The following is a 22,892-nucleotide window of genomic DNA, read 5'->3' on the forward strand; positions in this document are numbered from 1 at the left end:
GGAGAGGGGGGAAAGACCGCACATTCGGTCCCCTCGTCCCTCCGGGGAGAGGGTTAGGGTGAGGGGAAAAAACCCGCGCTAATCCCCCAACGGCTGTCGGTCAGCTCCGCCCCGATGGCTATCCAGCGCCAGCTTAATCCGCCGCAGACGGTTTTTCGTCTCTGCCTTATTCACCACCGCCAATTCCGTCGCCAGCACGTCAACCATCGCCAGCATCGCGTAGCGCGAGGTGCTGGGCTTAAAGATGTAGTCGTTCTCCCGCACGATCAGCGGCAGGACCAAATCGGCGTACTCGGCAAGCGGTGTGGCTTCCGGGGTAATGGCAATCACCTTCGCACCGTACTGACGCGCAATCGCCGCGCTCTCCACCACTTCCTGCGTATAGCCGCCGAGCGACAACGCCAGCACCACATCGTTTGGCGACACCGCTGAGCACATCATCCTCACCAGCAGCCCGTCGCTCTGGCTTACCACCGGTAGACCCAGACGGAACAGGCGGAACTGAACCTCCTGCGCGCAGATGGTCGAACCGCCACCCATGCCGATCGCGAGGATCTGTCGGGCGCCGCTTAACCATCCGACGGCGCGTTTTAACGTCTCGGGATTAAGCGCTCGGCGGTTGATCTCCAGCACGTTAATGATCGTTTCATAGATCCCCTGAACACCCTCCAGATCGGGCACGTCGAGAATAAAACGCTGCCCCACCGCCAGCGACTGGGCAAGCTTGACCTTCAGCTCGCGCACGTCTTTGCAGCCAATCGCCCGGGCAAAGCGGGTGATGGAGGCCTGGCTGGTTTCGGTCTGTCGCGCCATTTCAGCAATGGGCAGCGTGGTGGCGGCCTGCACGTCATCAAGAATGAACTGCGCGATGCGTTTTTCGGTGGCGGTCAGCTCAACAAAACGGTCGGTAATACAGGAAATGATGTCGATCGAAACGGACATGGTTGGCCCCTGAAAATAAATAGCGGTACTTTGTACCATAGAAACCCCACGCTGCGGACAATCTGCCTCACATAAAACGGCGGTGAAAGGGTGCCGGTAATGCTTCGGAGCTTTCTGGTTTCGCTTCCGGGTTCTGACCGCTAACCTAAAATAGTTAGAGTGATAACCAATTTTGGCTGCAAAGCAGGAGGGAAACATGATGAACTATAAGCGAATGACCGTAGCAATTCTGACCGCCGGCGCACTCTTTACCGTTGCCGGGTGTTCATCCAACCAGGCGCTGAAAACCACCGATGGCAAGACTATCGTAACCGATGGTAAACCGCAGGTAGATGAGGACACTGGCCTGGTGTCGTACAAAAATGCCGAAAGCGGAAAGACTGAACAGATCAACCGTGACCAGGTTCAGTCGATGAACGAGCTGGATAACTAAACGTTATTCGTGGCCTCGCGGCGCGGTGCCGCGCGGGGCCAACGTATAACGCTTATTGCGGCGCACGATGTGTCGCTAATCTCTTCAAGGGGGCGCTCGCCCCCTATTTCATGCGGTTGTGTTAAGAGATCCTGTAAGTGTCCTCATTAACTGTCTAAACTCAGCAATAAAATAATGCAGTAAGACAGGCTAATTATGATTCTGATTGTTTATGCGCACCCTTATCCGCATCACTCGCATGCGAATAAGCGGATGCTAGAGCAGGTGCGGACGCTCGACGGTGTGGAAATTCGCTCTCTTTATCACCTCTATCCCGATTTTAATATCGACGTTGTCGCTGAACAGGAGGCGCTGTCTCGTGCCGATCTGGTCATTCTGCAACATCCTATGCAGTGGTACAGCACGCCGCCGCTGCTCAAGCTGTGGCTGGATAAAGTGCTGGCGCACGGCTGGGCCTACGGGCACGGCGGTACCGCGCTGCACGGAAAAGACATGATGTGGGCGGTAACGACCGGCGGTGGCGAAAGCCACTTCGAAATTGGTTCACATCCGGGCTTTGACGTGCTGGGTCAGCCGCTGGAGGCTACCGCCGTTTACTGCGGCATGAAATGGCTGCCGCCGTTTGCCGTGCACTGCACGTTTATCTGCGATGAAGAGACGCTGCAGGCGAAGGCGCGTCACTATAAACAACGGCTTTTGGCCTGGCAGGAGGAGCATAACAATGGATAGCCATACGCTCATACAGGCGCTGATCTACCTGGGATCGGCGGCGCTGATTGTGCCGATTGCCGTACGTTTGGGGTTGGGTTCGGTGCTCGGTTACCTGATCGCGGGCTGCATTATCGGCCCGTGGGGGCTGCGTCTGGTGACCGATGCGGAAGCCATTCTGCATTTCGCCGAAATTGGCGTGGTGCTGATGCTGTTCGTCATTGGCCTGGAGCTGGATCCGCAGCGGCTATGGAAGCTGCGCGTCTCGGTATTTGGCGGCGGGCTGCTGCAAATGGTGCTGTGCGGGGCGCTGATTGGCGTGTTCTGCATTTTCCTCGGCCTGCGCTGGCAGGTGGCGGAGCTGATTGGCATGACGCTGGCGCTCTCTTCGACCGCTATCGCCATGCAGGCGATGAATGAACGTAATCTGACGGTGACCCAGGTCGGGCGCAGTGCGTTCGCGGTGCTGTTGTTCCAGGATATTGCGGCCATTCCGCTGGTGGCCATGATTCCGTTGCTGGCCAGCAGCGGCGGCTCGACGACCCTCGGCGCGTTTGCGTTTTCAGCGCTGAAAGTGGCCGGTGCGTTGGTGTTGGTGGTGGTGTTAGGACGCTATGTGACGCGCCCGCTGCTGCGCTTTGTTGCGCGCTCGGGTCTGCGCGAAGTGTTCAGCGCCGTGGCCCTGTTCCTGGTGTTTGGCTTCGGTTTGCTGCTGGAAGAAGTTGGTCTTTCGATGGCGATGGGGGCATTTCTGGCCGGCGTGCTGCTGGCGAGCTCTGAGTACCGCCATGCGCTGGAAAGCGATATTGAGCCGTTTAAAGGGCTGCTGCTGGGGCTGTTCTTTATCGGCGTCGGGATGTCGATCGATTTTGGCACCCTCATTCATCACCCGCTGCGTATCATCACGCTGCTGGTGGGCTTCCTGGTGATTAAATCGGTGCTGCTGTGGCTGATTGCCAAACCACTCCAGGTACCGCGCTCGCAGCGTCTGTGGTTTGCGGCGCTGCTGGGGCAGGGCAGTGAATTTGCCTTCGTGGTCTTTGGCGCGGCGCAGATGGCGAACGTGCTGGATGCTGATTGGGCGAAGGCGCTGACGCTGGCGGTAGCGCTATCGATGGCGGTAACGCCGGTGCTGCTGGTACTGCTGACGCGGCTGGAAAAACGCGCCAGCACCGGCGACGCGCGGGAAGCGGATGAAATTGATGAAGAACAGCCGCGGGTGATTATTGCCGGCTTTGGCCGCTTCGGTCAGATTGCCGGGCGTCTGCTGCTGTCCAGCGGTGTGAAAATGGTGGTCCTCGACCACGACCCGGATCACGTCGACACGCTGCGTAAATTCGACATGAAGGTGTTTTATGGCGATGCCACGCGAGCCGATCTGCTGGAATCCGCCGGGGCGGAAAAAGCTGAGGTGCTGATTAACGCCATTGACGATCCGCAGGCCAGCCTGGCGCTGACCGAGCTGGTGAAAGAGCATTTCCCGAACCTGACCCTTATCGCCCGCGCCCGTGACGTTGAGCACTATATCAAGCTGCGTCAGGCCGGCGTCAGCGCACCGGAGCGTGAAACCTTCGAAGCGGCGCTGAAGTCCGGGCGTCAGGCGCTGGAGTCGCTGGGGCTGGGGGCATATGAAGCGCGCGAGCGTGCCGATCTGTTCCGCCGCTTTAATATTCAGCTGATGGAAGAAATGGTGGAGATGGCCGAGATTGATGCCTCCTCGCGGGCGGCGGCGTTTAAGCGCACCAGCGCCATGTTGACTGAAATCATCAACGAAGATCGCAACCATTTGTCGGTCATTCAGCGTCACGGCTGGCAGGGCACGGAAGAAGGGAAGCACAGCGGCAACCCTGAAGATGAGCCGGAAGTAAAGCCGACGCTGTAACGGCTTCGTAGGTGTAATGCTGGCTGTCCACTTTGCCTTCGTGGACTTGCCAGCAAATCTGAAAATTTTCTTATTCTTTACCTGGCTGCCAGTCGACGAAAGATTAAGCTTTCCGTATAGTGGCGACAATTTTTTTCGCATCTGGGATACACTCAATGATCAGTCTGATTGCTGCGCTTGCGGTCGATCGCGTCATCGGTATGGAAAACGCCATGCCATGGGACCTGCCGGCCGATCTGGCTTGGTTTAAACGCAATACGTTAAACAAACCTGTCGTTATGGGCCGTCTGACCTGGGAATCCATCGGTCGCCCGCTGCCGGGGCGTAAGAACATTGTTATCAGCAGCCAGCCCGGTACAGACGATCGCGTGCAGTGGGTGAAATCGGTTGATGAAGCGATTGCCGCCTGCGGTGACGCGGAAGAGATTATGGTGATTGGCGGTGGCCGCGTATACGAACAGTTCCTGCCGAAGGCGCAGAAGCTGTACCTGACGCATATTGATGCGGAAGTGGAAGGCGACACCCATTTCCCGGATTACGATCCGGATCAGTGGGAGTCGGTGTTCAGCGAGTTCCACGATGCCGACGAGCAGAATTCTCATAGCTACTGCTTTGAGGTGCTTGAGCGGCGCTAAGACCGAGCCTTTCCCGGCGGCGCTTTGCCTGGCCGGGCCACTAAAATAAAAAACGCCGGGTGAAACGCCGGCGTTTTTTATTTTTCAATGGGGATGCACCAAACTACGAAGCCACCGCCTCGCTCTCGCCCGGGGCCAGTTTACGGTTCGACGGCTGTACAAAATACGTTTTGTCTTCCCAGCGCAGGCAGGTGAGATCGCCACCCCAGCAGCAGCCGGTATCCAGCGCGTAGATATTTTCCGGCGTACCTTTCCCTTCCAGCGAAGCCCAGTGGCCAAACGCCACGCTGTACTCGTCGGTAATTGGCCCCGGCAGCATAAACCAGGGCTTCAGCGGGGCGGGCACGTTTTCCGGCGACTCTTTGCTGTACATATCCAGCTGGCCGTTCGGGAAACAGTAGCGCATGCGGGTGAAGGCGTTAGTAATAAAGCGCAGACGCGCCAGGCCGCTCAGCTCGCGCGACCAGTTATTCGGCATGTCGCCGTACATCGCGTCAAGAAAGAAGGGGTAGGAGTCGCTCGACAGCACGGCTTCGACGTCGCGTGCGCACTGTTTTGCCGTTTCGATATCCCACTGCGGAGTGACGCCCGCATGGGCCATCACCAGCTTTTTCTCTTCATCCACCTGCATCAGCGGCTGGCGACGCAGCCAGTTAAGCAGATCGTCGGCGTCCGGTGCTTCCAGCAGCGGGCTCAGGCGGTCTTTGGGCTTATTGCGGCTGATGCCGGCAAACACCGCCAGCAGATGCAGGTCATGGTTTCCCAGCACCACTTTGACGCTATCGCCCAGCGATCTGACGTAGCGCAGCACCTCCAGCGAGCCGGGACCGCGAGCAACCAGGTCGCCCGTGAGCCACAGCGTATCTTTGCCCGGCGTAAACGCCACCTGCTGTAAAAGAGCGATCAATTCATCGTAGCAACCGTGAACGTCGCCAATAAGGTATGTAGACATGATTAATGAATCAGCGTGGGAACAAAGAGACGGAAAACGGGAATGTCGATGGAGAACGGTACGCCGTCGACATCGACCATGTCGTAGTGGCCCTGCATGGTGCCCAATGGGGTTTCCAGTACGGCGCCGCTGGTGTACTGATATTCTTCGCCGGGCTCGATGTGCGGCTGTACGCCAACCACACCTTCGCCCTGCACTTCGGTTTCGCGGCCGTTACCGTTGGTGATGAGCCAGTAACGGCCCAGAAGCTGAACCGCGCTTCGCCCGAGATTGCGAATGGTGACCGTGTAGGCGAAGACGTAACGCTCTTCTTCCGGCTGGGAGTGCGTCTCAATGTAGACGCTCTGTACCTGGACGCAAACTCGTGGCGAATTAATCATGGTTTAGCTCTCCTTCGAGGGCGCATTTTCTGACAGATAGTTGGCCATCCGGCAGTACTGCGCAACAGAGATATTTTCTGCCCGCATCGCCGGATCGATGCCCAGTTCCGTCAACACCTCAACGCTGAACAGGTTGCCAAGGCTGTTGCGGACGGTCTTACGACGCTGGTTGAACGCTTCGGTCGTAATTCGACTCAGGATGCGGACGTCTTTCACCGGGTACGGTGGCGTGCTGTGCGGCACCAGGCGTACGACGGCGGAATCCACTTTAGGCGGCGGCGTGAAAGCGCTCGGCGGCACTTCAAGAACCGGGATCACGTTACAGTAATACTGCGCCATGACGCTCAGACGGCCATAGGCTTTACTGTTCGGCCCGGCAACCAGACGGTTAACCACCTCTTTTTGCAGCATGAAGTGCATGTCTGCAATGGCATTAGTATAGCTAAACAGATGGAACATCAGCGGCGTAGAGATGTTGTACGGCAGGTTGCCGAACACGCGCAGCGGCTGACCCAGCGTCTGGGAAAGCTCGCCGAAGTTCATGGTCATGGCGTCCTGCTGATAAATCGTCAGCTTTGGCCCCAGGAACGGGTGCGTTTTCAGACGTGCGGCCAGATCGCGGTCAAGCTCGATCACGGTCAGTTCGTCCAGGCGTTCGCCAACCGGTTCGGTCAGCGCGGCAAGACCCGGGCCGATTTCAACCATGGCCTGGCCTTTTTGCGGGTTAATGGCCGCAACGATGCTGTCGATCACGAATTGATCGTTGAGAAAGTTTTGCCCGAAGCGTTTACGGGCTAAGTGGCCCTGATGGACTCGATTATTCATTAGAGTTAACAATCATTTTGATGGCGAGGTTAAGCGCCGTAATAAAACTGCCGACGTCCGCTTTGCCAAGCCCCGCCAGTTCAAGGGCGGTGCCGTGGTCAACGGAGGTGCGAATAAAGGGTAAACCGAGCGTAATGTTCACGCCGCGGCCAAAGCCCTGGTATTTTAGCACGGGAAGGCCCTGATCGTGGTACATTGCCAGCACCGCATCGGCATGGTCAAGATACTTCGGCTGAAAAAGGGTGTCGGCAGGCAGCGGCCCGCTGAGGTTCATGCCCTTTTTCCGCATTTCTTCCAGTACGGGAATAAGCGTATCGATCTCTTCCGTGCCCATATGGCCGCCTTCGCCCGCGTGGGGGTTCAGGCCGCAGACCAGGACGTGCGGTTCGGCAAGGCCGAACTTGTTCTGCAAATCATCGTGCAGAATGGTAATCACTTCTCGCAGCAGATCCGGCGTAATGGCATCGCTGACCGCCTTCAGCGGCAGGTGCGTTGTCGCCAGCGCCACGCGCAGTTCTTCCGTTGCCAGCATCATCACCACTTTTGCCGCGCCCGAACGTTCTTCAAAGAATTCGGTATGCCCGGTAAATGGAATGCCGGCGTCGTTAATAATGCCTTTGTGCACCGGCCCGGTGACCAGTGCGGCAAATTCACCGCTCAGACAGCCGTCGCAGGCGCGCGCCAGCGTCTCAACGACGTAGCGCCCGTTCTCCACGTTTAACAGGCCAGGTGTGACCGGCGCGTTGAGCGCAACGGGCAGCAGCGTTAGCGTACCGGCACGTTGCGGCTGCGCTGGCTGTTCGGAAACGTAGGGGAGAAGCGTGAGGGGAAGACCAAGAAGTTTCGCCCGCTCGGTAAGCAGGCTGGCATCAGCGCAGACGACCAGTTCAAGCGGCCAATCGCGCTGGGCCAGTTGGATCACGAGATCCGGACCAATCCCGGCGGGTTCGCCGGGAGTGATAACGACACGGTGTTGAGTCATTAGTTGCTCAGAATTTTCACGTAGGCGCTGGCGCGCTGTTCCTGCATCCAGGTAGCCGCTTCTTCAGAGAACTTACGGTTCATCAGCATACGATAAGCGCGGTCTTTCTGCGCCGCATCGGTACGGTCAACGTTGCGCGTATCCAGCAGCTGAATCAGGTGCCAGCCAAAGGAGGAGTGAATCGGGGCGCTAATCTGGCCCTTGTTCAGCTTCATCAGCGCATCGCGGAATGTCGGATCGTAGATGTCCGGCGTCGCCCAGCCTAAGTCACCGCCCTGGTTCGCAGAACCTGGATCCTGAGACAGCTCACGCGCCGCTTTCTCGAAGGTGGTTTTGCCGCTGCGGATATCCGCTGCAACCTGTTCCAGCTTCGCGCGGGCCTGATCGTCGGTCATGACCGGCGACGGCTTGAGCAGAATGTGGCGAGCGTGGGTTTCGGTCACAGAAATGCTCTGAGACTGGCCGCGCATGTCGTTGATTTTCAGAATGTGGAAGCCTACGCCGGAACGGATCGGCCCGACGATATCGCCTTTTTTCGCCGTGCTCAGCGCCTGGGCAAAGATAGCCGGCAGCTCCTGAATACGCCCCCAGCCCATCTGGCCGCCTTTCAGCGCCTGCTGGTCAGCGGAATAGGTGATAGCCAGTTTGCCGAAGTCGGCGCCTTTACGGGCCTGGTCGACGATGGATTCAGCCTGGCTCTGCGCTTCATTCACCTGATCGGAGGTCGGGTTTTCCGGCAGCGGCACCAGGATGTGGCTGAGGTTCAGCTCGGTGCTGGCGTCGTTCTGGGTGCCAATCTGGTTTGCCAGCGCGTCCACTTCCTGCGGCAGCACGGTGATGCGGCGACGCACTTCGTTATTACGCACTTCGGAGATCAGCATCTCTTTACGGATCTGGTTACGGTAGGTGTTGTAGTTCATCCCATCGTAGGCCAGACGGCTGCGCATTTGATCCAGCGTCATGTTGTTCTGTTTAGCAATGTTGGCGATAGCCTGATCGAGCTGCTCGTCGGAGATTTTGACGCCCATTTTTTGCCCCATCTGCAGGATAATCTGATCCATGATCAGACGTTCCAGGATCTGGTGACGAAGGGTCGCATCATCCGGCAGCTGCTGGCCAGCCTGGCCAGAGTTCATCTTAACGGACTGCATAAGGCCATCGACGTCGCTCTCGAGGACAACGCCATTATTTACGACGGCTGCTACTTTATCGACAACCTGCGGGGCAGCGAAGCTGGTATTCGCAACTAAGGCGATACCGAGAAGCAGCGTTTTCCAGTTCTTCATACTTTTTCCATTTCAATTAACCGCAATGCGGATGATGTGTATAACTCGTTACCTTACAGTGAGCTTTGGTACGGCATAATGTTGGAACGCAGCATCTGCTGGGTGCCCAGACCGTAGTTAGAGCTCAGACCACGCAGCTCAATACTGAAGCCGATGGAGTTGTCATACTTGGACTGCCCGCCGGTGCCGCCATTGTTGTAATCCCAACCGTTGAGTTTACGCTCATAGCCCACGCGGATGGCGTAGCAGCAGGAGTTGTACTGCACGCCCAGCATCTGATCGGCCGGATTATGCGTGTTGGTGTCAAAGTAATAGGCACCGACAACGGACCAGCGATCGACGATTGGCCAGCTGGCCGTCGCCCCCACCTGCGAGATACCGTTACGGTACTGCTCGGCGGTGGAGTAGGTCGGCAGCGTCGCCTGGATATATTCCGGGCTGGCATAGCGATAGGTCAGCTGTACCAGACGTTCGTCGTCCTGGCGATACTCAATGGCCGAGCTGCTGGTGGCGATGTTGTTCAGACGCGTATCGTACTGAATACCGCCGCGCAGGCCCCACTTGTTGCTGATGCGCCAGTAGGTGTCGCCTGCCCATACCAGTGAACCGGTTTTGTTGTCTTTCTCCCAGTTAATGTTGTCATCACCGGTGCGAGACTCGGTGAAATAGTAGATTTGACCAACAGAAACGTTAAAACGTTCAACGGCGGCGTCATCATAAATGCGCGATGTGACGCCGGTCGTGATCTGGTTTGCAGAGGCAATACGGTCGAGGCCGCTGTAGGTGCGATCGCGGAACAGGCCGGAGTAGTCAGACTGCAGCAGCGTGGAGTCGTAGTTGTTGATTTTGCTCTGGTCACGATACGGGACGTACAGATACTGAACGCGCGGTTCCAGCGTCTGGGTGTAGCCCGGGCTCAGCACCATATCGCGCTCGAACACCATCTTACCGTCGACTTTCAGCTGCGGCATGGTGCGGCTGACGGAGCTCGCCAGCTGGTTATGGCTGCTGTCGCTATTGTAGTCGTCGATATTGGTCTGGTTGTAGTGCGTGGCCAGCAGCTTGGCTTCGGTGTTCAGGCTGCCCCAGCGGTTGCCCAGCGGCAGATTGATCGATGGCTCGAGGTGAACGCGCGTCGCTTCCGGCAGGCTGCCGTTGCTGTTAACGAATTTCACCGCCTGCGCGTAGAGGTGGGTATCAAACGGCCCCACGTCGTTCTGGTAGACGTTAACGTCCAGCTGCGGTTCTGCGGAATAAGAGTTGCTGTTGCTGCGGTCGAAGACCTGGAACTGCTTGGTTGACACGGTGGCATCGAAGTTCTGCACCGCGTAGCCTACGCTCAGCTTCTGCGTGGCGTAGCCGTCGGTACTGGAGCCGTATTTGGAGTCAAAGTCGTTAAAGTAGTCCGGGTCGCTGACTTTTGTGTAGTCGGCGTTGAAACGCCACACCTGATCCATTACCCCGGCATGACGCCAGTAGAACAGCCAACGACGGCTGTTATCGTCCGTCGGGTGATCGTTAGAGTAGACGCTGTCGGAAGGCAGATAGTCCAGCTCGAACAGGCCGGTACCCGCCTGAGTCAGATAGCGGAATTCGTTTTCCCACATGACGCCGCCGCGCTTATCCATATAGTGCGGCGTGATGGTGGCGTCCATGTTTGGCGCGATGTTCCAGTAGTACGGCAGCGTGAATTCGAAGCCGTTGGAGCTGCCGTATTTGGCGTTCGGGATCAGGAAGCCTGAACGGCGCTTATCGCCAACCGGCAGCTGCAGATACGGGCTGTAGAACACCGGTACCGGGCCAATTTTGAAGCGGGCATTCCAGATTTCCGCAACCTGCTCTTCGCGGTCGTGGATAACCTCGCTACCGACGACGCTCCAGGTGTTGGACCCCGGCAGACAGGAGGTGAAGGTGCCGTTTTCGAGAATGGTGTAACGGTTTTCGCCGCGCTGTTTCATGACGTCAGCGGTGCCGCGGCCCTGGCGGCCGACCATCTGGTAGTCACCTTCCCAGACGTTGGTATCTTTGGTATTCAGGTTTGACCACGCTTTGGGGCCTTTCAGAATCACCTGATTATCGTCATAGTGGACGTTGCCAAGCGCATCGACGGTGCGCACCGGTACGGCGACGCCCTCAGGCTGCTTTTGATGCAGCTGAACTTCATCCGCCTGCAGGCGGCTGTTACCCTGATTAATATCGACATTGCCTTTAAAGACGGCGTTATCCGGGTAGTTGCCGTCGGCGTGATCGGCCGTAATCGTGACGGGCTGTTCGTTAGCCGGGCCGCTGACCAATGGGCGATCGTAACTCGGCACGCCAAGCATACATTGTGAGGCGAGATCGGCTGCCATTCCTTGCTGACTGTACAAGGCGCTGGCGATCATGGTCGCGAGGAGAGTGGGAATACGTTTTTTCATACGTTGTATTTGTTGTTCCGTCATCTATAGCATTGCGGCATGCAAACGGTCAGAGACTAACGTACTCATCGTTATGACGCTAGTTTTATCCTGCCCGTTCTCGCCAGAGGTGTTATGCATGGCATTGAATGACAGGTATAATAATGCATATTTTAGCCGCTGGCATGACGATTTGGGGAGTATATGCAGTATTGGGGAAAAGTGATTGGTGTGGCGGTTGCCCTGATGATGGGCGGCGGCTTCTGGGGCGTCGTCCTCGGGCTGCTCGTAGGCCACATGTTTGACAAGGCACGCAGCCGTCGCGTGAACTGGTTTGCCAACCAACAGCAACGTCAGTCGCTGTTTTTTGCGACCACGTTTGAAGTGATGGGCCACCTGACCAAATCGAAAGGGCGCGTGACGGAAGCGGATATTCATATCGCCAGTCTGTTTATGGACCGGATGAATCTGCACGGCGAGTCGCGCACGGCGGCGCAGCAGGCGTTCCGCGTCGGCAAGGCGGACAGCTACCCGCTGCGCGAGAAGATGCGTCAGTTCCGCAGCGTCTGCTTCGGGCGTTCCGATCTGATTCGGATGTTTCTTGAAATTCAGATTCAGGCGGCGTTTGCCGACGGTTCTCTGCACCCGAACGAGCGCGATGTGCTGTACGTGATTGCCGAAGAGCTGGGTATCTCCCGTGCCCAGTTCGATCAGTTCCTGCGCATGATGCAGGGCGGCGCGCAGTTTGGCGGCGGCTATCAGCAGCAGTCGCAGGGCGGTCACGGCGGCGGCTGGCAGCAGGCACAGCGCGGGCCAACGCTGGAAGATGCCTGCAACGTGCTGGGCGTGAAGCCAGGCGATGACGCGACAACCATCAAACGCGCATACCGTAAATTAATGAGCGAACATCACCCGGATAAGCTGGTGGCGAAAGGGCTGCCGCCGGAGATGATGGAGATGGCGAAGCAAAAAGCGCAGGAAATTCAGAAAGCGTACGAGCTGATTAAAGAGCAGAAAGGGTTTAAGTAAGATGTTGTGATTTGCCGGATGGCGATGCTTACGCATCTTATCCGGCCTACAGGATGTGGTAGGCCGGGCAAGCGCAGCGCCCCCGGCACTATCGCGCGCGGTCTTAAAAATCCACCGGCGCCTTAAACGTCATGCTATTACCAAACTGCGGGTGGGTAATGGTCAACGTCTCCGCATGCAGCTGCAAACGCGACGCCATCGCCAGCGCTTCATCGTGCGCATAAAAGCGGTCGCCGAGAATCGGGTGGCCCAGCGCCAGCATATGCACGCGTAGCTGGTGCGAGCGTCCGGTAATCGGTTTAAGCTTCACCCGCGCCGTGTTATCCGCCGCATATTCCAGCACTTCATATTCCGTTTGCGCGGCCTTGCCGGTTTCATAACACACTTTCTGCTTTGGCCGGTTCGGCCAGTCACAAATCAGCGGTAAATCCACCAGCCCCTCCGCAGGTTGCGGATGCCCCCACACGCGGGCCACGTACTGTTTTTTCGGCTCGCGTTCGCGGAACTGGCGCTTGAGCTCCCGTTCCGCGGCTTTGGTCAGGGCCACTACAATCACGCCGCTGGTCGCCATATCCAGGCGGTGTACAGACTCCGCCTGGGGATAGTCGCGCTGCACGCGGGTCATGATGCTGTCTTTATGCTCCTCAAGACGACCCGGTACGGACAACAGGCCGCTTGGCTTGTTGACCACCATGATGTGCTCATCCTGATAGAGGATAACCAGCCACGGATCCTGCGGCGGATGGTAGTTTTCCATTCCCATGACGGGCTCCTGTTACTGGTGAGTGACGACGATAAGACGCAGCGCGTCCAGACGCCAGCCCGCTTGTGACAGGCTTTCCATCACCTGCTGACGGTTGCTTTCAATGGCGGAAAGCTCGTCGTCGCGGATGTTCGGGTTCACCGCTTTCAGCGCTTCCAGACGCGACAGCTCGGCGCTGAGCTTCTCGTCGGCCTCTTCGCGTGCGGCGGCAATCAGCGCCTGCGCCGCTTTCTCAATCTGCGTTTCACCTTTTTGCAGAATGGCGTGTACGTCCTGCTGCACCGCGTTCACCAGCTTGCTGCCGGTGTGGCGATTCACCGCGCTGAGCTGGCGGTTGAAGGTCTCAAACTCGACCTGGGCGGCAAGGTTGGTGCCGTTCTTATCCAGCAGCATACGCACCGGCGTCGGCGGCAGGAAGCGGTTGAGCTGCAGCTGTTTCGGGGCGTTGGCTTCAACCACGTAAATCAGCTCCAGCAGCAGCGTACCGACCGGCAGCGCCTTGTTTTTCAGCAGCGAAAGGGTGCTGCTGCCGGTGTCGCCGGAAAGGATCAGATCCAGACCATTGTGAATCAGCGGATGTTCCCAGGTCAGGAACTGCGCATCTTCACGGGACAGCGCGACGTCACGCTCAAAGGTCACGGTACAGCCGTCTTCCGGCAGACCCGGGAAGTCCGGCACCAGCATATGGTCGGACGGCGTCAGTACGATCAGGTTTTCGCCGCGATCGTCCTGGTTAATACCGACGATATCGAACAGGTTCATGGCGAAGGCGATCAGGTTGGTATCGTCATCCTGCTCTTCAATGCTTTCTGCCAGCTTCTGCGCTTTTTCGCCGCCGTTGGAGTGGATTTCCAACAGACGGTCGCGGCCCTGCTCCAGCTGCGCCTTCAGCGTGTCGTGCTGCTCGCGGCTGGCTTTAATCAGATCGTCAAAACCGTCGGTGGTTTCCGGCGCGGCCAGATAGGTAATCAGCTGGTCGTGGACGCTGTCGTAGATGGTACGGCCGGTCGGGCAGGTGTGTTCGAACGCGTCCAGGCCTTCGTGGTACCAGCGCACCAGCACGGACTGCGCGGTTTTTTCTAAGTAAGGCACGTGGATCTGAATATCGTGCGCCTGGCCAATACGGTCAAGACGGCCAATTCGCTGCTCCAGCAGGTCCGGGTTGAACGGTAGGTCAAACATCACCAGGTTGCTGGCGAACTGGAAGTTACGCCCTTCGGAGCCGATTTCTGAGCACAGCAGCACCTGCGCGCCGCTGTCTTCTTCACCAAACCAGGCGGCGGCGCGGTCGCGTTCAATAATGGACATGCCTTCGTGGAACACGGCGGCGCGGATGCCTTCACGCTCGCGCAGCACCTGCTCCAGCTGTAGCGCGGTGGCGGCTTTGGCGCAGATCACCAGCACTTTCTGCGAGCGGTGGCTGGTCAGGTAGCCCATCAGCCACTCAACGCGTGGGTCGAAGTTCCACCAGGTACCGGTATCGCCTTCAAATTCTTGATAAATCTGTTCCGGATAGAGCATATCGCGGGCGCGCTCTTCGGCGCTCTTACGGGCACCCATAATGCCGGATACCTTAATGGCGGTTTGATACTGCGCCGGCAGCGGCAGCTTAATGGTGTGCAGCTCGCGTTTCGGGAAGCCCTTCACGCCGTTACGGGTGTTACGGAACAGCACGCGGCTGGTGCCGTGGCGGTCCATCAGCATGCTGATAAGTTCCTGACGCGCGGCTTCGGAGCCTTCGCGATCGCTGTTGGCGGTTTGCAGCAGCGCTTCGATATCCTGCTCGCCAATCAGCTCGCCGAGCATGTTCAGCTCTTCATTGCTCAGCTTGTTGCCCGCCAGCAGCAGCGCGACGGCGTCGGCGACCGGGCGGTAGTTTTTCTGTTCTTCAACGAACTGCTCGAAGTCGTGGAAGCGATTCGGGTCAAGCAGGCGTAAACGCGCGAAGTGGCTTTCCATTCCCAACTGCTCAGGCGTCGCGGTCAGCAGCAGCACGCCAGGCACGCGCTCGGCCAGCTCTTCAATGGCCAGGTATTCGCGGCTTGGCGCGTCTTCGCTCCATACCAGGTGGTGAGCTTCATCGACCACCATCAGATCCCATTCGGCGTCGCACAGGTGCTCCAGACGCTGCTTGTTGCGGCGCACGAAGTCCAGCGAGCAGATCACCAGCTGTTCGGTTTCAAACGGGTTGTAGGCGTCGTGCTGGGCTTCGGCGTAGCGCTCGTCATCGAACAGGGCGAAGCGCAGGTTGAAGCGGCGCAGCATCTCAACCAGCCACTGATGCTGAAGGGTTTCCGGAACGATAATCAGCACGCGCTGCGCGGCGCCGGAGAGCAACTGCTGGTGTAGAATCATCCCGGCTTCAATGGTTTTGCCCAAGCCGACTTCGTCCGCCAGCAGGACGCGCGGCGCGTGGCGGCGGCCAACGTCGTGTGCGATGTTGAGCTGGTGCGGAATCAGGCTGGTGCGCTGGCCGCGCAGGCCGCTCCACGGCATACGGTATTGTTCGCTCTGGTATTTCCGCGCGCGGTAGCGCAGAGCAAAGCGGTCCATACGGTCGATTTGCCCGGCAAACAGGCGGTCCTGCGGCTTGCTGAACACCAGCTTGCTGTCGAGCAGCACTTCGCGCAGCATGACGTTGGCTTCTTCGGTGTCCTGGCGCGTACCGATATAGGCCAACAGTCCATTTTCTTCTTTAACTTCATCAACGAGCAACTGCCAGCCTTCATGGCTTGTGATCGTGTCGCCGGGATTGAACATGACGCGGGTCACGGGGGAGTCGCTTCGGGCGTACAGACGGTTCTCTCCGGTTGCCGGAAAGAGCAGGGTGACGGTGCGTGCATCCATTGCAACAACAGTACCAAGTCCCAGTTCGCTTTCTGTATCGCTGATCCAGCGTTGACCAAGTGTAAAAGGCATATGTGTTCGGCTCTATCTTTAATAAATTGCAGGCAATATTCAGCCACCACCTGAGAGGAGGCGGCGAGTGAATTTGGTCCAGGAATGGAAAGGGCGCTATGGTACTGGATGGCGGGACGTTAGTCACCTGTCAAAACAACCCCAGTTGCCCCGTCACTATTGTAGCAAAATCATCGTCGACAAAGGGGAGAATTCCTTCGGCGACGGGGGCCAGTTGTTTGGTGAGATAGTGGTCGTAATCCAGCGGCGACTGCTGATACGCCAGCGGCTCCGGGCCGTTGGTGGTCCAGACGTAGCGGATGCTGCCGCGCTGCTGGTACTGTTGCGGACGCCCTAACCGCACGTTCTGTTCATCGGCCAGCCGCGCGGCGCGCACGTGCGGCGGCACGTTGCGCTGGTACTCCGCCAGCGGGCGGCGCAGCTGCTTACGATACACCAGCTGTTCGTCCAGCTCGCCGGCCATCAGCTTATCAATGGTTTCGAGGATGAAATCCCGATAGGGTTCGTTGCGGAAGATGCGCAGATACAGCGCCTGCTGGAACTGCTGCGCCAGCGGCGTCCAGTCGGTGCGTACGGTCTCCAGCCCTTTATAGAGCATTCGCTGCTCGTCGCCGTCCTGAATCATCCCGGCATAGCGCTTCTTGCTGCCGGTATCGGCACCGCGAATGGTCGGCATCAGGAAGCGGCAGAAGTGGGTTTCAAACTCCAGCTCCAGCGCGCTGGTCAGGCCGCTTTTTTGCAGTTCATCGGCCCACCACTGGTTGACAAACGCCACCAGCTCACGGCCAATCGTCGCGGCCTCTTCTTCACCGTGGGCGCGTTTAAGCCAGACGAAGGTGGAGTCGGTATCGCCGTAAATCACGTCGTAGCCCTGCGATTCAATCAACGCTTTGGTCTGACGCATGATCGCATGGCCACGCATGGTGATCGATGACGCCAGACGAGGATCGAAAAAGCGGCAGGCGCTGGTGCCGAGCACGCCATAAAAGGCGTTCATGATAATCTTTAGCGCCTGCGACAGCGGTTTGTTTTTATGGCGCTTGGCTTCGTCGCGGGCGTGCCAGATCTGGCTGACGATCCCCGGCAGACAGTGTTTCTCGCGTGAGAACCAGGCGTCGAGGAAGCCTTCAGTGCTGTGCACCGCATCCGGGTGCGCCATCCCTTCAATCAGGCCGACCGGATCGATCAGGAAGGAGCGGATGATCGATGGATACAGGCTTTTGTAGTCGAGTACCAGAACGGAGTCGTACAGCCCGGGGCGGGAGTCCATGACGTAGCCGCCGGGGCTGGCCTGCGGCGGGACTTCGCCGAGGTTGGGTGCCACGTAGCCCAGGCGATGCATGCGCGGAAAATAGAGATGGCTGAAGGCCGCTACCGAGCCGCCGTGGCGGTCAACCGCCAGACCGTTGACCGTGGCGCGTTCCAGTAAGAACGGCATGATTTCGGTTTTGTGGAAGATGCGGGTGACCAGCTCACAGTCTTTGAGGTTATAGGTGGCCAGCGCGGGCTTATCTTCGGCGAAACGGCGGTCAATTTCATCCATCCTGTCCCATGGATTGTCAATCGCCTTACCTTCGCCCAGCAGCTCGCGGGCGACGTTCTCCAGCGAAAACGAGGTGAAGTTCCAGAAGGCGGACTTAAGCGCTTCAATGCCGTCGATAATGAGCCGCCCGGCGGCCTGAGCGAAGAATATACCGTTCTTGAAACCGTGCTCGCGCCACTCCAGCTCGCTGCCGCCGCGCCCAAGCCGCAGCGGTACCCGGTAGCGCTCGGCGCTTTTTTGCAGCACGCGCAGGTCGAACTGCACCACGTTCCAGCCGATCAGCACGTCCGGGTCGTGCTCGGCGAACCAGGCATTGAGTTTTTCCAGCAGCAGCGGTCGGCTGGCGACGTACTCCAGGTGAAAATCGACCTGCGGCGTCTGCTCGGGTGGGGTGCCGAGCATATAGACGGTGCGCTGGCCGCAGCCTTCCAGACCAATGCAGTACAGTTCGCCGTGGCGGCTGGTTTCGATATCCAGCGACACCCATTTTAGCGGCGGACGATAGTCGGGGTTAGGCTTCATGCGCGCGTTGCGAAGCCCTGCGGCGGTGGGTTCCCCTTCCACCCACACCGGCGCGGTGATAAACCGCTCCATCAGGAAACGTTCCGGTGGACGAATATCGGCTTCGTAAACGATGATGTCGTTTTCACGCAGCACTTTTTCCAGTTTCATCAGCTGGCGATGGCCGCGGCAGTAGAGGCCGAAAACCGGCTGGCGGTGAAAATCTTTGAGCGCGAGTGGGGCAAGGCGCAGGCCGCTTTCGCCCTGAAGCAACCGTTCAACCTGCGCGCGCTGGGCTTCGGGGATAAATGCTACCGATTCCTGCGGTGGCAAGGTAACCGACAGCGGGCCGCCATCGGTCGCCAACCAGAAGGTTAGCTCGGTGCCCAGAGGCGTGTCCCGCCAGTGACGGGTTAACAGAAAACCGGATTGTGGCTGCGTCACGCGCGTTCTCATCGACAAAAAACCAGGCTTGATTATAGCCTGGTTTGGATAAAGAAGCTGGTGTTTTATACAGGTGTTGCGCGAGGGCGCAGGCCGGATAAGGCGCTACGACGCCATCCGGCAATGTGTACCGTTCCGCCTGATGGCGCTTCGCTTATCAGGCCTACTGCCCGTAATAGGCTTTGGCGCCGTGTTTGCGCAGATAGTGTTTATCGAGCAGCGTCTGCTGCATGTCTGGAAGCTGCGGCGCCAGCTGGCGGCAGAAAATACCCATATAGGCAATTTCTTCCAGCACGATGGCGTTGTGCACCGCGTCCTCAGCATTTTTTCCCCATGCAAACGGGCCGTGAGAGTGCACCAGCACGCCGGGCATTTGCGCCGGATCGATCCCTTTTTCGCGGAACGTTTCGACGATCACCGCGCCGGTTTCCCATTCATACTCGCCGTTGATTTCGGCATCGGTCATCAGACGGGTGCAGGGCACCGGGCCGTAGAAGTAGTCGGCGTGGGTGGTGCCGGTGGCGGGGATGGACTGCCCCGCCTGTGCCCAGATGGTGGCGTGGCGCGAGTGGGTGTGCACGATGCCGCCCAGCGTCGGGAATGCCTGATACAGCAGGCGATGGGTGGGAGTATCGGAAGAGGGCTTTTTCGTTCCTTCAACCACCTCGCCGGTGTCGAGGCTGACCACCACCATATCGTTAGCGGTCATGGCGCTGTAGTCGACGCCGGACGGCTTAATCACCATCACGCCGCGCTCGCGGTCGACGGCGCTGACGTTGCCCCAGGTCAGGGTGACCAGATTGTGTTTGGGGAGTGCCAGATTGGCTTCCAGTACCTGGCGTTTAAGATCTTCTAACATGTTAACTCCTGAGTGCCGGATGGCGCTTCGCTTGTCCGGCCTACAAACTGGATTTCCCTCACCCCGGCCCTCTTCCTGGGGGAGAAGGTTAGGGTGAGGGGAAAGCGGCTTAGCGTTTAAACCCGTAATACACTTCGTTCCAGCGCAGCGCGTCCTTGAATGCCGGCAGGCGCGTGTCGTTATCGATGACGGCAATTTCGATATCCTGCAGCTCGGCAAACTGGCGCATATCGTCCAGCGTCAGCGCATGGCTGAACACCGTGTGGTGCGCGCCGCCGGCGATGATCCACGCTTCAGACGCGGTTTCCAGATTCGGGTGTGCTTTCCACAGCGCATTGGCGACCGGCAGTTTCGGCAGGTCATGCGGGGTTTTCACGGTTTCGATGGTATTGACCAGCAGGCGATAGCGATCGCCGAGATCGATCAGGCTGGCGACAACCGCCGGGCCGGTCTGGGTATTGAAGATCAAGCGCGCAGGATCGGCTTTGCCGCCGATGCCGAGGTGCTGAACGTCGAGCAGCGGTTTTTCTTCGACGGCAATCGACGGGCACACTTCCAGCATGTGCGAGCCGAGGACCAGATCGTTACCGCCGTTAAAGTGGTAGGTGTAATCTTCCATAAATGAGGTGCCGCCCTGTAGACCGGTCGACATCACTTTCATAATGCGAAGCAGGGCGGCGGTTTTCCAGTCGCCTTCGCCAGCAAAGCCGTAACCTTGCTGCATCAGGCGCTGCACGGCGAGACCCGGCAGCTGTTTCAGGCCGTGCAAATCTTCAAAAGTGGTGGTAAAGGCGTGGAAGCCGCCCTCTTCGAGGAAGCGCTTCATGCCCAGCTCAATACGCGCAGCGTCCAGCACGTTCTGGCGTTTATCGCCGTGGATCTGAGTGGCCGGCGTAAAGCGATAGCTGCTCTCGTATTCGTCGACCAGTGCGCTGATTTCACCGTCGGTCACCGCGTTAACCACCTGCACCAGGTCGCCGACGGCCCAGGTGTTGACGGAGAAACCGAACTTGATCTGCGCGGCGACTTTATCGCCGTCGGTCACCGCGACTTCACGCATATTGTCGCCGAAGCGGCACACTTTCAACTGGCGGGTATCCTGTTTGGATACTGCCTGACGCATCCAGGAACCAATGCGTTCCTGCGCGTGTTTGTCCTGCCAGTGGCCGGTGACCACGCTGTGCTGCTGGCGCATACGCGCGCCGATGAAGCCGAACTCGCGGCCGCCGTGCGCGGTCTGGTTCAGGTTCATAAAGTCCATATCGATGCTGTCCCACGGCAGGGAGGCGTTGAACTGCGTATGGAACTGCAGCAGCGGTTTATTGAGCTGAGTGAGGCCGTTGATCCACATCTTCGCCGGAGAGAAGGTATGCAGCCAGACGACCATCCCGGCGCACTTCTGGTCGTAGTTCGCGTCGCGACAGATTGCGGTGATTTCGTCCGGGCGCGTGCCCAGCGGTTTCAGCACCAGTTTACACGGCAGCTTCGCTTCGGCGTTTAAGGCATTGACCACGTGTTCGGCGTTTTGCGTCACCTGACGCAGCGTTTCCGGCCCATACAGGTGCTGGCTACCAATGACAAACCATACTTCGTAATTATCAAAAACGGTCATGTTCGTATCCTTTAATGAGTCAGAGCGGCGCGGCCAGCGGCGGTTTTTTCCGATAGCGCGGCAGGGAGATAGTGTTGTTCGGCCGTCACGGCCCACTGCAGGTAGCGCTGGTAGAGCTCTTCAAAGCGCTGCGCCTGCGCCGGACGCGGCTGTAAGGTGTGTTCGACGCGGCTGGCCATATGCTGCTGCGCGGCAGGAATATCACCGTAAACGCCCGCAGCGACGGCGGCAAAAATAGCGGCCCCCAGCGCACAGCACTGATCGGAGGCGACAATTTGCAGTGGACGGTTCAGAACATCGCAGCAGGCCTGCATGATGACGCGGTTTTTACGCGCGATACCGCCCAGGGCCATGACGTTGTTAACGGGAATTCCCTGTTCGGTGAAGCACTCCATAATGGCGCGCGCACCGAAGGCGGTGGCGGCAATCAGGCCGCCAAACAGCGCCGGCGCGTCGGTCGCGAGGTTGAGATCGGTAATGACGCCTTTCAGGCGCTGGTTCGCATTCGGCGTGCGGCGGCCGTTAAACCAGTCCAGTACCACCGGCAGATGATCCAGCGATGGGTTGGCGGCCCAGGCTTCCGTCAGCGCGGGCAGCAGCTGTTTCTGGCTGGCCTTGATCTGTGCTTTCAGTTCCGGATGCTGCGCGGCAAGCTGTTCTAGCGGCCAGCCGAGCACGCGGCCAAACCAGGCGTAGATATCGCCGAACGCGGACTGGCCCGCTTCCATCCCGATGAAATTCGGCACGACGCTGCCATCGACCTGGCCGCAGATGCCTTTTACCGTGCGGCTGCCCACGCTTGCTTTATCGGCAATCAGGATGTCGCAGGTTGAGGTGCCAATGACTTTCACCAGCGCATTAGGCTGCGCGCCCGCGCCAACCGCCCCCATATGGCAGTCAAATGCGCCGCCGGAGATGGTGACCTGCGTAGACAGGCCCAGGCGCTGCGCCCATTCGGCGGTCAGCGTGCCCACCGGCACGTCGGCAGTCCAGGTTTCAGTAAACAGCGGATGCGGCAGGTGCTGGTTGAGAATGGGGTCCAGTTCGTCAAAGAACGCGGCTGGCGGTAGACCCCCCCAGCTTTCGTGCCACAGAGATTTATGCCCGGCGCTGCAGCGCCCGCGGCGAATATCCTCTGGACGGGTGGTGCCGGAAAGCAGCGCCGGAACCCAGTCGCACAGCTCTATCCATGAAGCGGCGGCCTTCGCCACCGCTCGGTCTGCGCGGGTGACGTGGAGGATCTTGGCCCAGAACCATTCGCTGGAATAAATGCCGCCGATGTAGCGGGAGTAATCTTCTTTGCCCGGCTGATGGCACAGGCGGGTGATGGCTTCGGCTTCTTCAACCGCGGTGTGGTCTTTCCACAGCACGAACATAGCGTTCGGGTTGTCGGCGAATTCTTCTTTCAGCGCCAGAACGTTGCCGTCGGCATCAATCGGTGCCGGGGTCGAGCCGGTGCTGTCGACGCCGATACCGACGACGTCCGCGCGCTGCGCGCTGGAAAGCGCGGTCAGCGCGCCCTTCAGTGCGGCTTCCATGGATTCGATATAGTCGCGCGGGTGGTGGCGAAAACGGTTATTTGGCGCGTCGCAGAAACGCCCTTCCTGCCAGCGCGGATACCACTCGACGTGGGTAGCGATCTCCTCGCCCGTCGCGCAATCCACCGCCAGGGCGCGGACCGAGTCACTGCCAAAATCGAGGCCAATTGCGATTGCCATCGTGTTACTCCATCTCAAAGAAAACGTGATAGAGAAACAGTAGATATCCGCGAAAAAAAACGTCAGGCCGGAACCGCTAATCT

18 protein-coding genes are annotated in these 22,892 nt (G+C 58.7%); 5 read left to right on the top strand and 13 right to left on the bottom strand.

Annotation, left to right across the window (positions count from 1 at the left end; all coding sequences use genetic code 11):
* Nucleotides 1-78 precede the first annotated feature (78 nt).
* Entirely contained in the window at nt 79-942 is an 864-nt protein-coding gene (locus H7R76_RS19770; RefSeq protein WP_182966220.1) for a MurR/RpiR family transcriptional regulator, read from the bottom strand.
* Between the two features lie 199 nt (nt 943-1,141).
* On the opposite strand from H7R76_RS19770, the gene H7R76_RS19775 reads away from it, so the two are divergent.
* The 4 genes from H7R76_RS19775 to folA all read left to right on the top strand — a co-directional run bounded on the left by H7R76_RS19775 (nt 1,142) and on the right by folA (nt 4,600).
* A complete protein-coding gene (locus tag H7R76_RS19775; protein WP_106925629.1) occupies nt 1,142-1,375 on the top strand; it encodes a YgdI/YgdR family lipoprotein in 234 nt (77 codons plus the stop codon).
* A 195-nt stretch (nt 1,376-1,570) separates the two neighbouring features.
* Nucleotides 1,571-2,104, top strand: a complete 534-nt coding sequence (gene kefF, locus H7R76_RS19780; protein WP_106925328.1) for a glutathione-regulated potassium-efflux system oxidoreductase KefF — start codon at nt 1,571-1,573, stop codon at nt 2,102-2,104.
* Nucleotides 2,097-3,965, top strand: coding sequence for a glutathione-regulated potassium-efflux system protein KefC (kefC, locus tag H7R76_RS19785; RefSeq protein WP_106925330.1), 1,869 nt, complete (start codon nt 2,097-2,099; stop codon nt 3,963-3,965). The genes kefF and kefC overlap by 8 nt, the downstream gene beginning before the upstream one ends.
* 155 nt (nt 3,966-4,120) lie before the next feature.
* Nucleotides 4,121-4,600, top strand: coding sequence for a type 3 dihydrofolate reductase (gene folA / locus H7R76_RS19790; RefSeq protein WP_182934518.1), 480 nt, complete (start codon nt 4,121-4,123; stop codon nt 4,598-4,600).
* A 103-nt stretch (nt 4,601-4,703) separates the two neighbouring features.
* On the opposite strand, the gene apaH is transcribed toward folA, so the two are convergent.
* The 6 genes from apaH to lptD are packed head-to-tail and all read right to left on the bottom strand — an operon-like array spanning nt 4,704 to nt 11,442.
* On the bottom strand, nt 4,704-5,552 hold the full coding sequence (gene apaH / locus H7R76_RS19795; protein WP_106925334.1) for a bis(5'-nucleosyl)-tetraphosphatase (symmetrical) ApaH: 849 nt from the start codon (nt 5,550-5,552) through the stop codon (nt 4,704-4,706).
* A 2-nt stretch (nt 5,553-5,554) separates the two neighbouring features.
* A complete protein-coding gene (apaG, locus tag H7R76_RS19800) occupies nt 5,555-5,932 on the bottom strand; it encodes a Co2+/Mg2+ efflux facilitator ApaG/CorD (protein WP_106925336.1) in 378 nt (125 codons plus the stop codon).
* Between the two features lie 3 nt (nt 5,933-5,935).
* Nucleotides 5,936-6,757 carry a 16S rRNA (adenine(1518)-N(6)/adenine(1519)-N(6))-dimethyltransferase RsmA gene (gene rsmA, locus H7R76_RS19805; RefSeq protein ID WP_182966221.1) on the bottom strand — a complete coding sequence of 274 codons (822 nt, stop codon included), beginning with the start codon at nt 6,755-6,757 and terminating at the stop codon, nt 5,936-5,938.
* A complete protein-coding gene (pdxA, locus tag H7R76_RS19810; protein WP_106925340.1) occupies nt 6,750-7,739 on the bottom strand; it encodes a 4-hydroxythreonine-4-phosphate dehydrogenase PdxA in 990 nt (329 codons plus the stop codon). The genes rsmA and pdxA overlap by 8 nt, the downstream gene beginning before the upstream one ends.
* Nucleotides 7,739-9,025, bottom strand: coding sequence for a peptidylprolyl isomerase SurA (gene surA / locus H7R76_RS19815; protein ID WP_106925342.1), 1,287 nt, complete (start codon nt 9,023-9,025; stop codon nt 7,739-7,741). The genes pdxA and surA overlap by 1 nt, the downstream gene beginning before the upstream one ends.
* A 53-nt stretch (nt 9,026-9,078) precedes the next feature.
* The gene (lptD, locus tag H7R76_RS19820) at nt 9,079-11,442 is read right to left on the bottom strand and encodes an LPS assembly protein LptD (RefSeq protein WP_182929479.1); all 2,364 of its coding nucleotides are present in this window, start codon (nt 11,440-11,442) and stop codon (nt 9,079-9,081) included.
* Between the two features lie 183 nt (nt 11,443-11,625).
* Between lptD and djlA the strand changes: the two genes are divergently transcribed.
* Entirely contained in the window at nt 11,626-12,450 is an 825-nt protein-coding gene (gene djlA, locus H7R76_RS19825; protein WP_106925347.1) for a co-chaperone DjlA, read from the top strand.
* Between the two features lie 103 nt (nt 12,451-12,553).
* On the opposite strand, the gene rluA is transcribed toward djlA, so the two are convergent.
* The 6 genes from rluA to araB all read right to left on the bottom strand — a co-directional run bounded on the left by rluA (nt 12,554) and on the right by araB (nt 22,809).
* A complete protein-coding gene (gene rluA, locus H7R76_RS19830) occupies nt 12,554-13,213 on the bottom strand; it encodes a bifunctional tRNA pseudouridine(32) synthase/23S rRNA pseudouridine(746) synthase RluA (RefSeq protein WP_106925349.1) in 660 nt (219 codons plus the stop codon).
* Between the two features lie 12 nt (nt 13,214-13,225).
* Nucleotides 13,226-16,132 carry an RNA polymerase-associated protein RapA gene (rapA, locus tag H7R76_RS19835; protein WP_106925351.1) on the bottom strand — a complete coding sequence of 969 codons (2,907 nt, stop codon included), beginning with the start codon at nt 16,130-16,132 and terminating at the stop codon, nt 13,226-13,228.
* A 130-nt stretch (nt 16,133-16,262) separates the two neighbouring features.
* Complete coding sequence (polB, locus tag H7R76_RS19840; protein ID WP_227673922.1) at nt 16,263-18,620, bottom strand: DNA polymerase II; 2,358 nt, start codon at nt 18,618-18,620, stop codon at nt 16,263-16,265.
* Nucleotides 18,621-18,783: 163 nt separating this feature from the next.
* Nucleotides 18,784-19,479, bottom strand: a complete 696-nt coding sequence (araD, locus tag H7R76_RS19845) for an L-ribulose-5-phosphate 4-epimerase (protein ID WP_106925353.1) — start codon at nt 19,477-19,479, stop codon at nt 18,784-18,786.
* 109 nt (nt 19,480-19,588) lie between these two features.
* The gene (araA, locus tag H7R76_RS19850) at nt 19,589-21,091 is read right to left on the bottom strand and encodes an L-arabinose isomerase (RefSeq protein ID WP_182929478.1); all 1,503 of its coding nucleotides are present in this window, start codon (nt 21,089-21,091) and stop codon (nt 19,589-19,591) included.
* Nucleotides 21,092-21,102: 11 nt separating this feature from the next.
* Nucleotides 21,103-22,809, bottom strand: a complete 1,707-nt coding sequence (araB, locus tag H7R76_RS19855; protein ID WP_182966223.1) for a ribulokinase — start codon at nt 22,807-22,809, stop codon at nt 21,103-21,105.
* Between the last annotated feature and the right edge of the window lie 83 nt (nt 22,810-22,892).

This window comes from Klebsiella sp. WP8-S18-ESBL-06, from assembly GCF_014169755.1.
Lineage (GTDB): Bacteria > Pseudomonadota > Gammaproteobacteria > Enterobacterales > Enterobacteriaceae > Kluyvera > Kluyvera ascorbata_B.

Excerpts from the sequence above, each read along its gene's own strand:
- rluA (WP_106925349.1), bottom strand. The coding sequence starts at position 13,213 with ATGGGAATGGAAAACTACCATCCGCCGCAGGATCCGTGGCTGGTTATC.
- djlA (WP_106925347.1), top strand. The coding sequence starts at position 11,626 with ATGCAGTATTGGGGAAAAGTGATTGGTGTGGCGGTTGCCCTGATGATG.
- araA (WP_182929478.1), bottom strand. The coding sequence starts at position 21,091 with ATGACCGTTTTTGATAATTACGAAGTATGGTTTGTCATTGGTAGCCAG.
- apaG (WP_106925336.1), bottom strand. The coding sequence starts at position 5,932 with ATGATTAATTCGCCACGAGTTTGCGTCCAGGTACAGAGCGTCTACATT.
- pdxA (WP_106925340.1), bottom strand. The coding sequence starts at position 7,739 with ATGACTCAACACCGTGTCGTTATCACTCCCGGCGAACCCGCCGGGATT.
- lptD (WP_182929479.1), bottom strand. The coding sequence starts at position 11,442 with ATGAAAAAACGTATTCCCACTCTCCTCGCGACCATGATCGCCAGCGCC.
- apaH (WP_106925334.1), bottom strand. The coding sequence starts at position 5,552 with ATGTCTACATACCTTATTGGCGACGTTCACGGTTGCTACGATGAATTG.
- H7R76_RS19775 (WP_106925629.1), top strand. The coding sequence starts at position 1,142 with ATGAACTATAAGCGAATGACCGTAGCAATTCTGACCGCCGGCGCACTC.
- araD (WP_106925353.1), bottom strand. The coding sequence starts at position 19,479 with ATGTTAGAAGATCTTAAACGCCAGGTACTGGAAGCCAATCTGGCACTC.
- kefC (WP_106925330.1), top strand. The coding sequence starts at position 2,097 with ATGGATAGCCATACGCTCATACAGGCGCTGATCTACCTGGGATCGGCG.
- rapA (WP_106925351.1), bottom strand. The coding sequence starts at position 16,132 with ATGCCTTTTACACTTGGTCAACGCTGGATCAGCGATACAGAAAGCGAA.
- kefF (WP_106925328.1), top strand. The coding sequence starts at position 1,571 with ATGATTCTGATTGTTTATGCGCACCCTTATCCGCATCACTCGCATGCG.
- araB (WP_182966223.1), bottom strand. The coding sequence starts at position 22,809 with ATGGCAATCGCAATTGGCCTCGATTTTGGCAGTGACTCGGTCCGCGCC.
- folA (WP_182934518.1), top strand. The coding sequence starts at position 4,121 with ATGATCAGTCTGATTGCTGCGCTTGCGGTCGATCGCGTCATCGGTATG.
- rsmA (WP_182966221.1), bottom strand. The coding sequence starts at position 6,757 with ATGAATAATCGAGTCCATCAGGGCCACTTAGCCCGTAAACGCTTCGGG.
- H7R76_RS19770 (WP_182966220.1), bottom strand. The coding sequence starts at position 942 with ATGTCCGTTTCGATCGACATCATTTCCTGTATTACCGACCGTTTTGTT.
- surA (WP_106925342.1), bottom strand. The coding sequence starts at position 9,025 with ATGAAGAACTGGAAAACGCTGCTTCTCGGTATCGCCTTAGTTGCGAAT.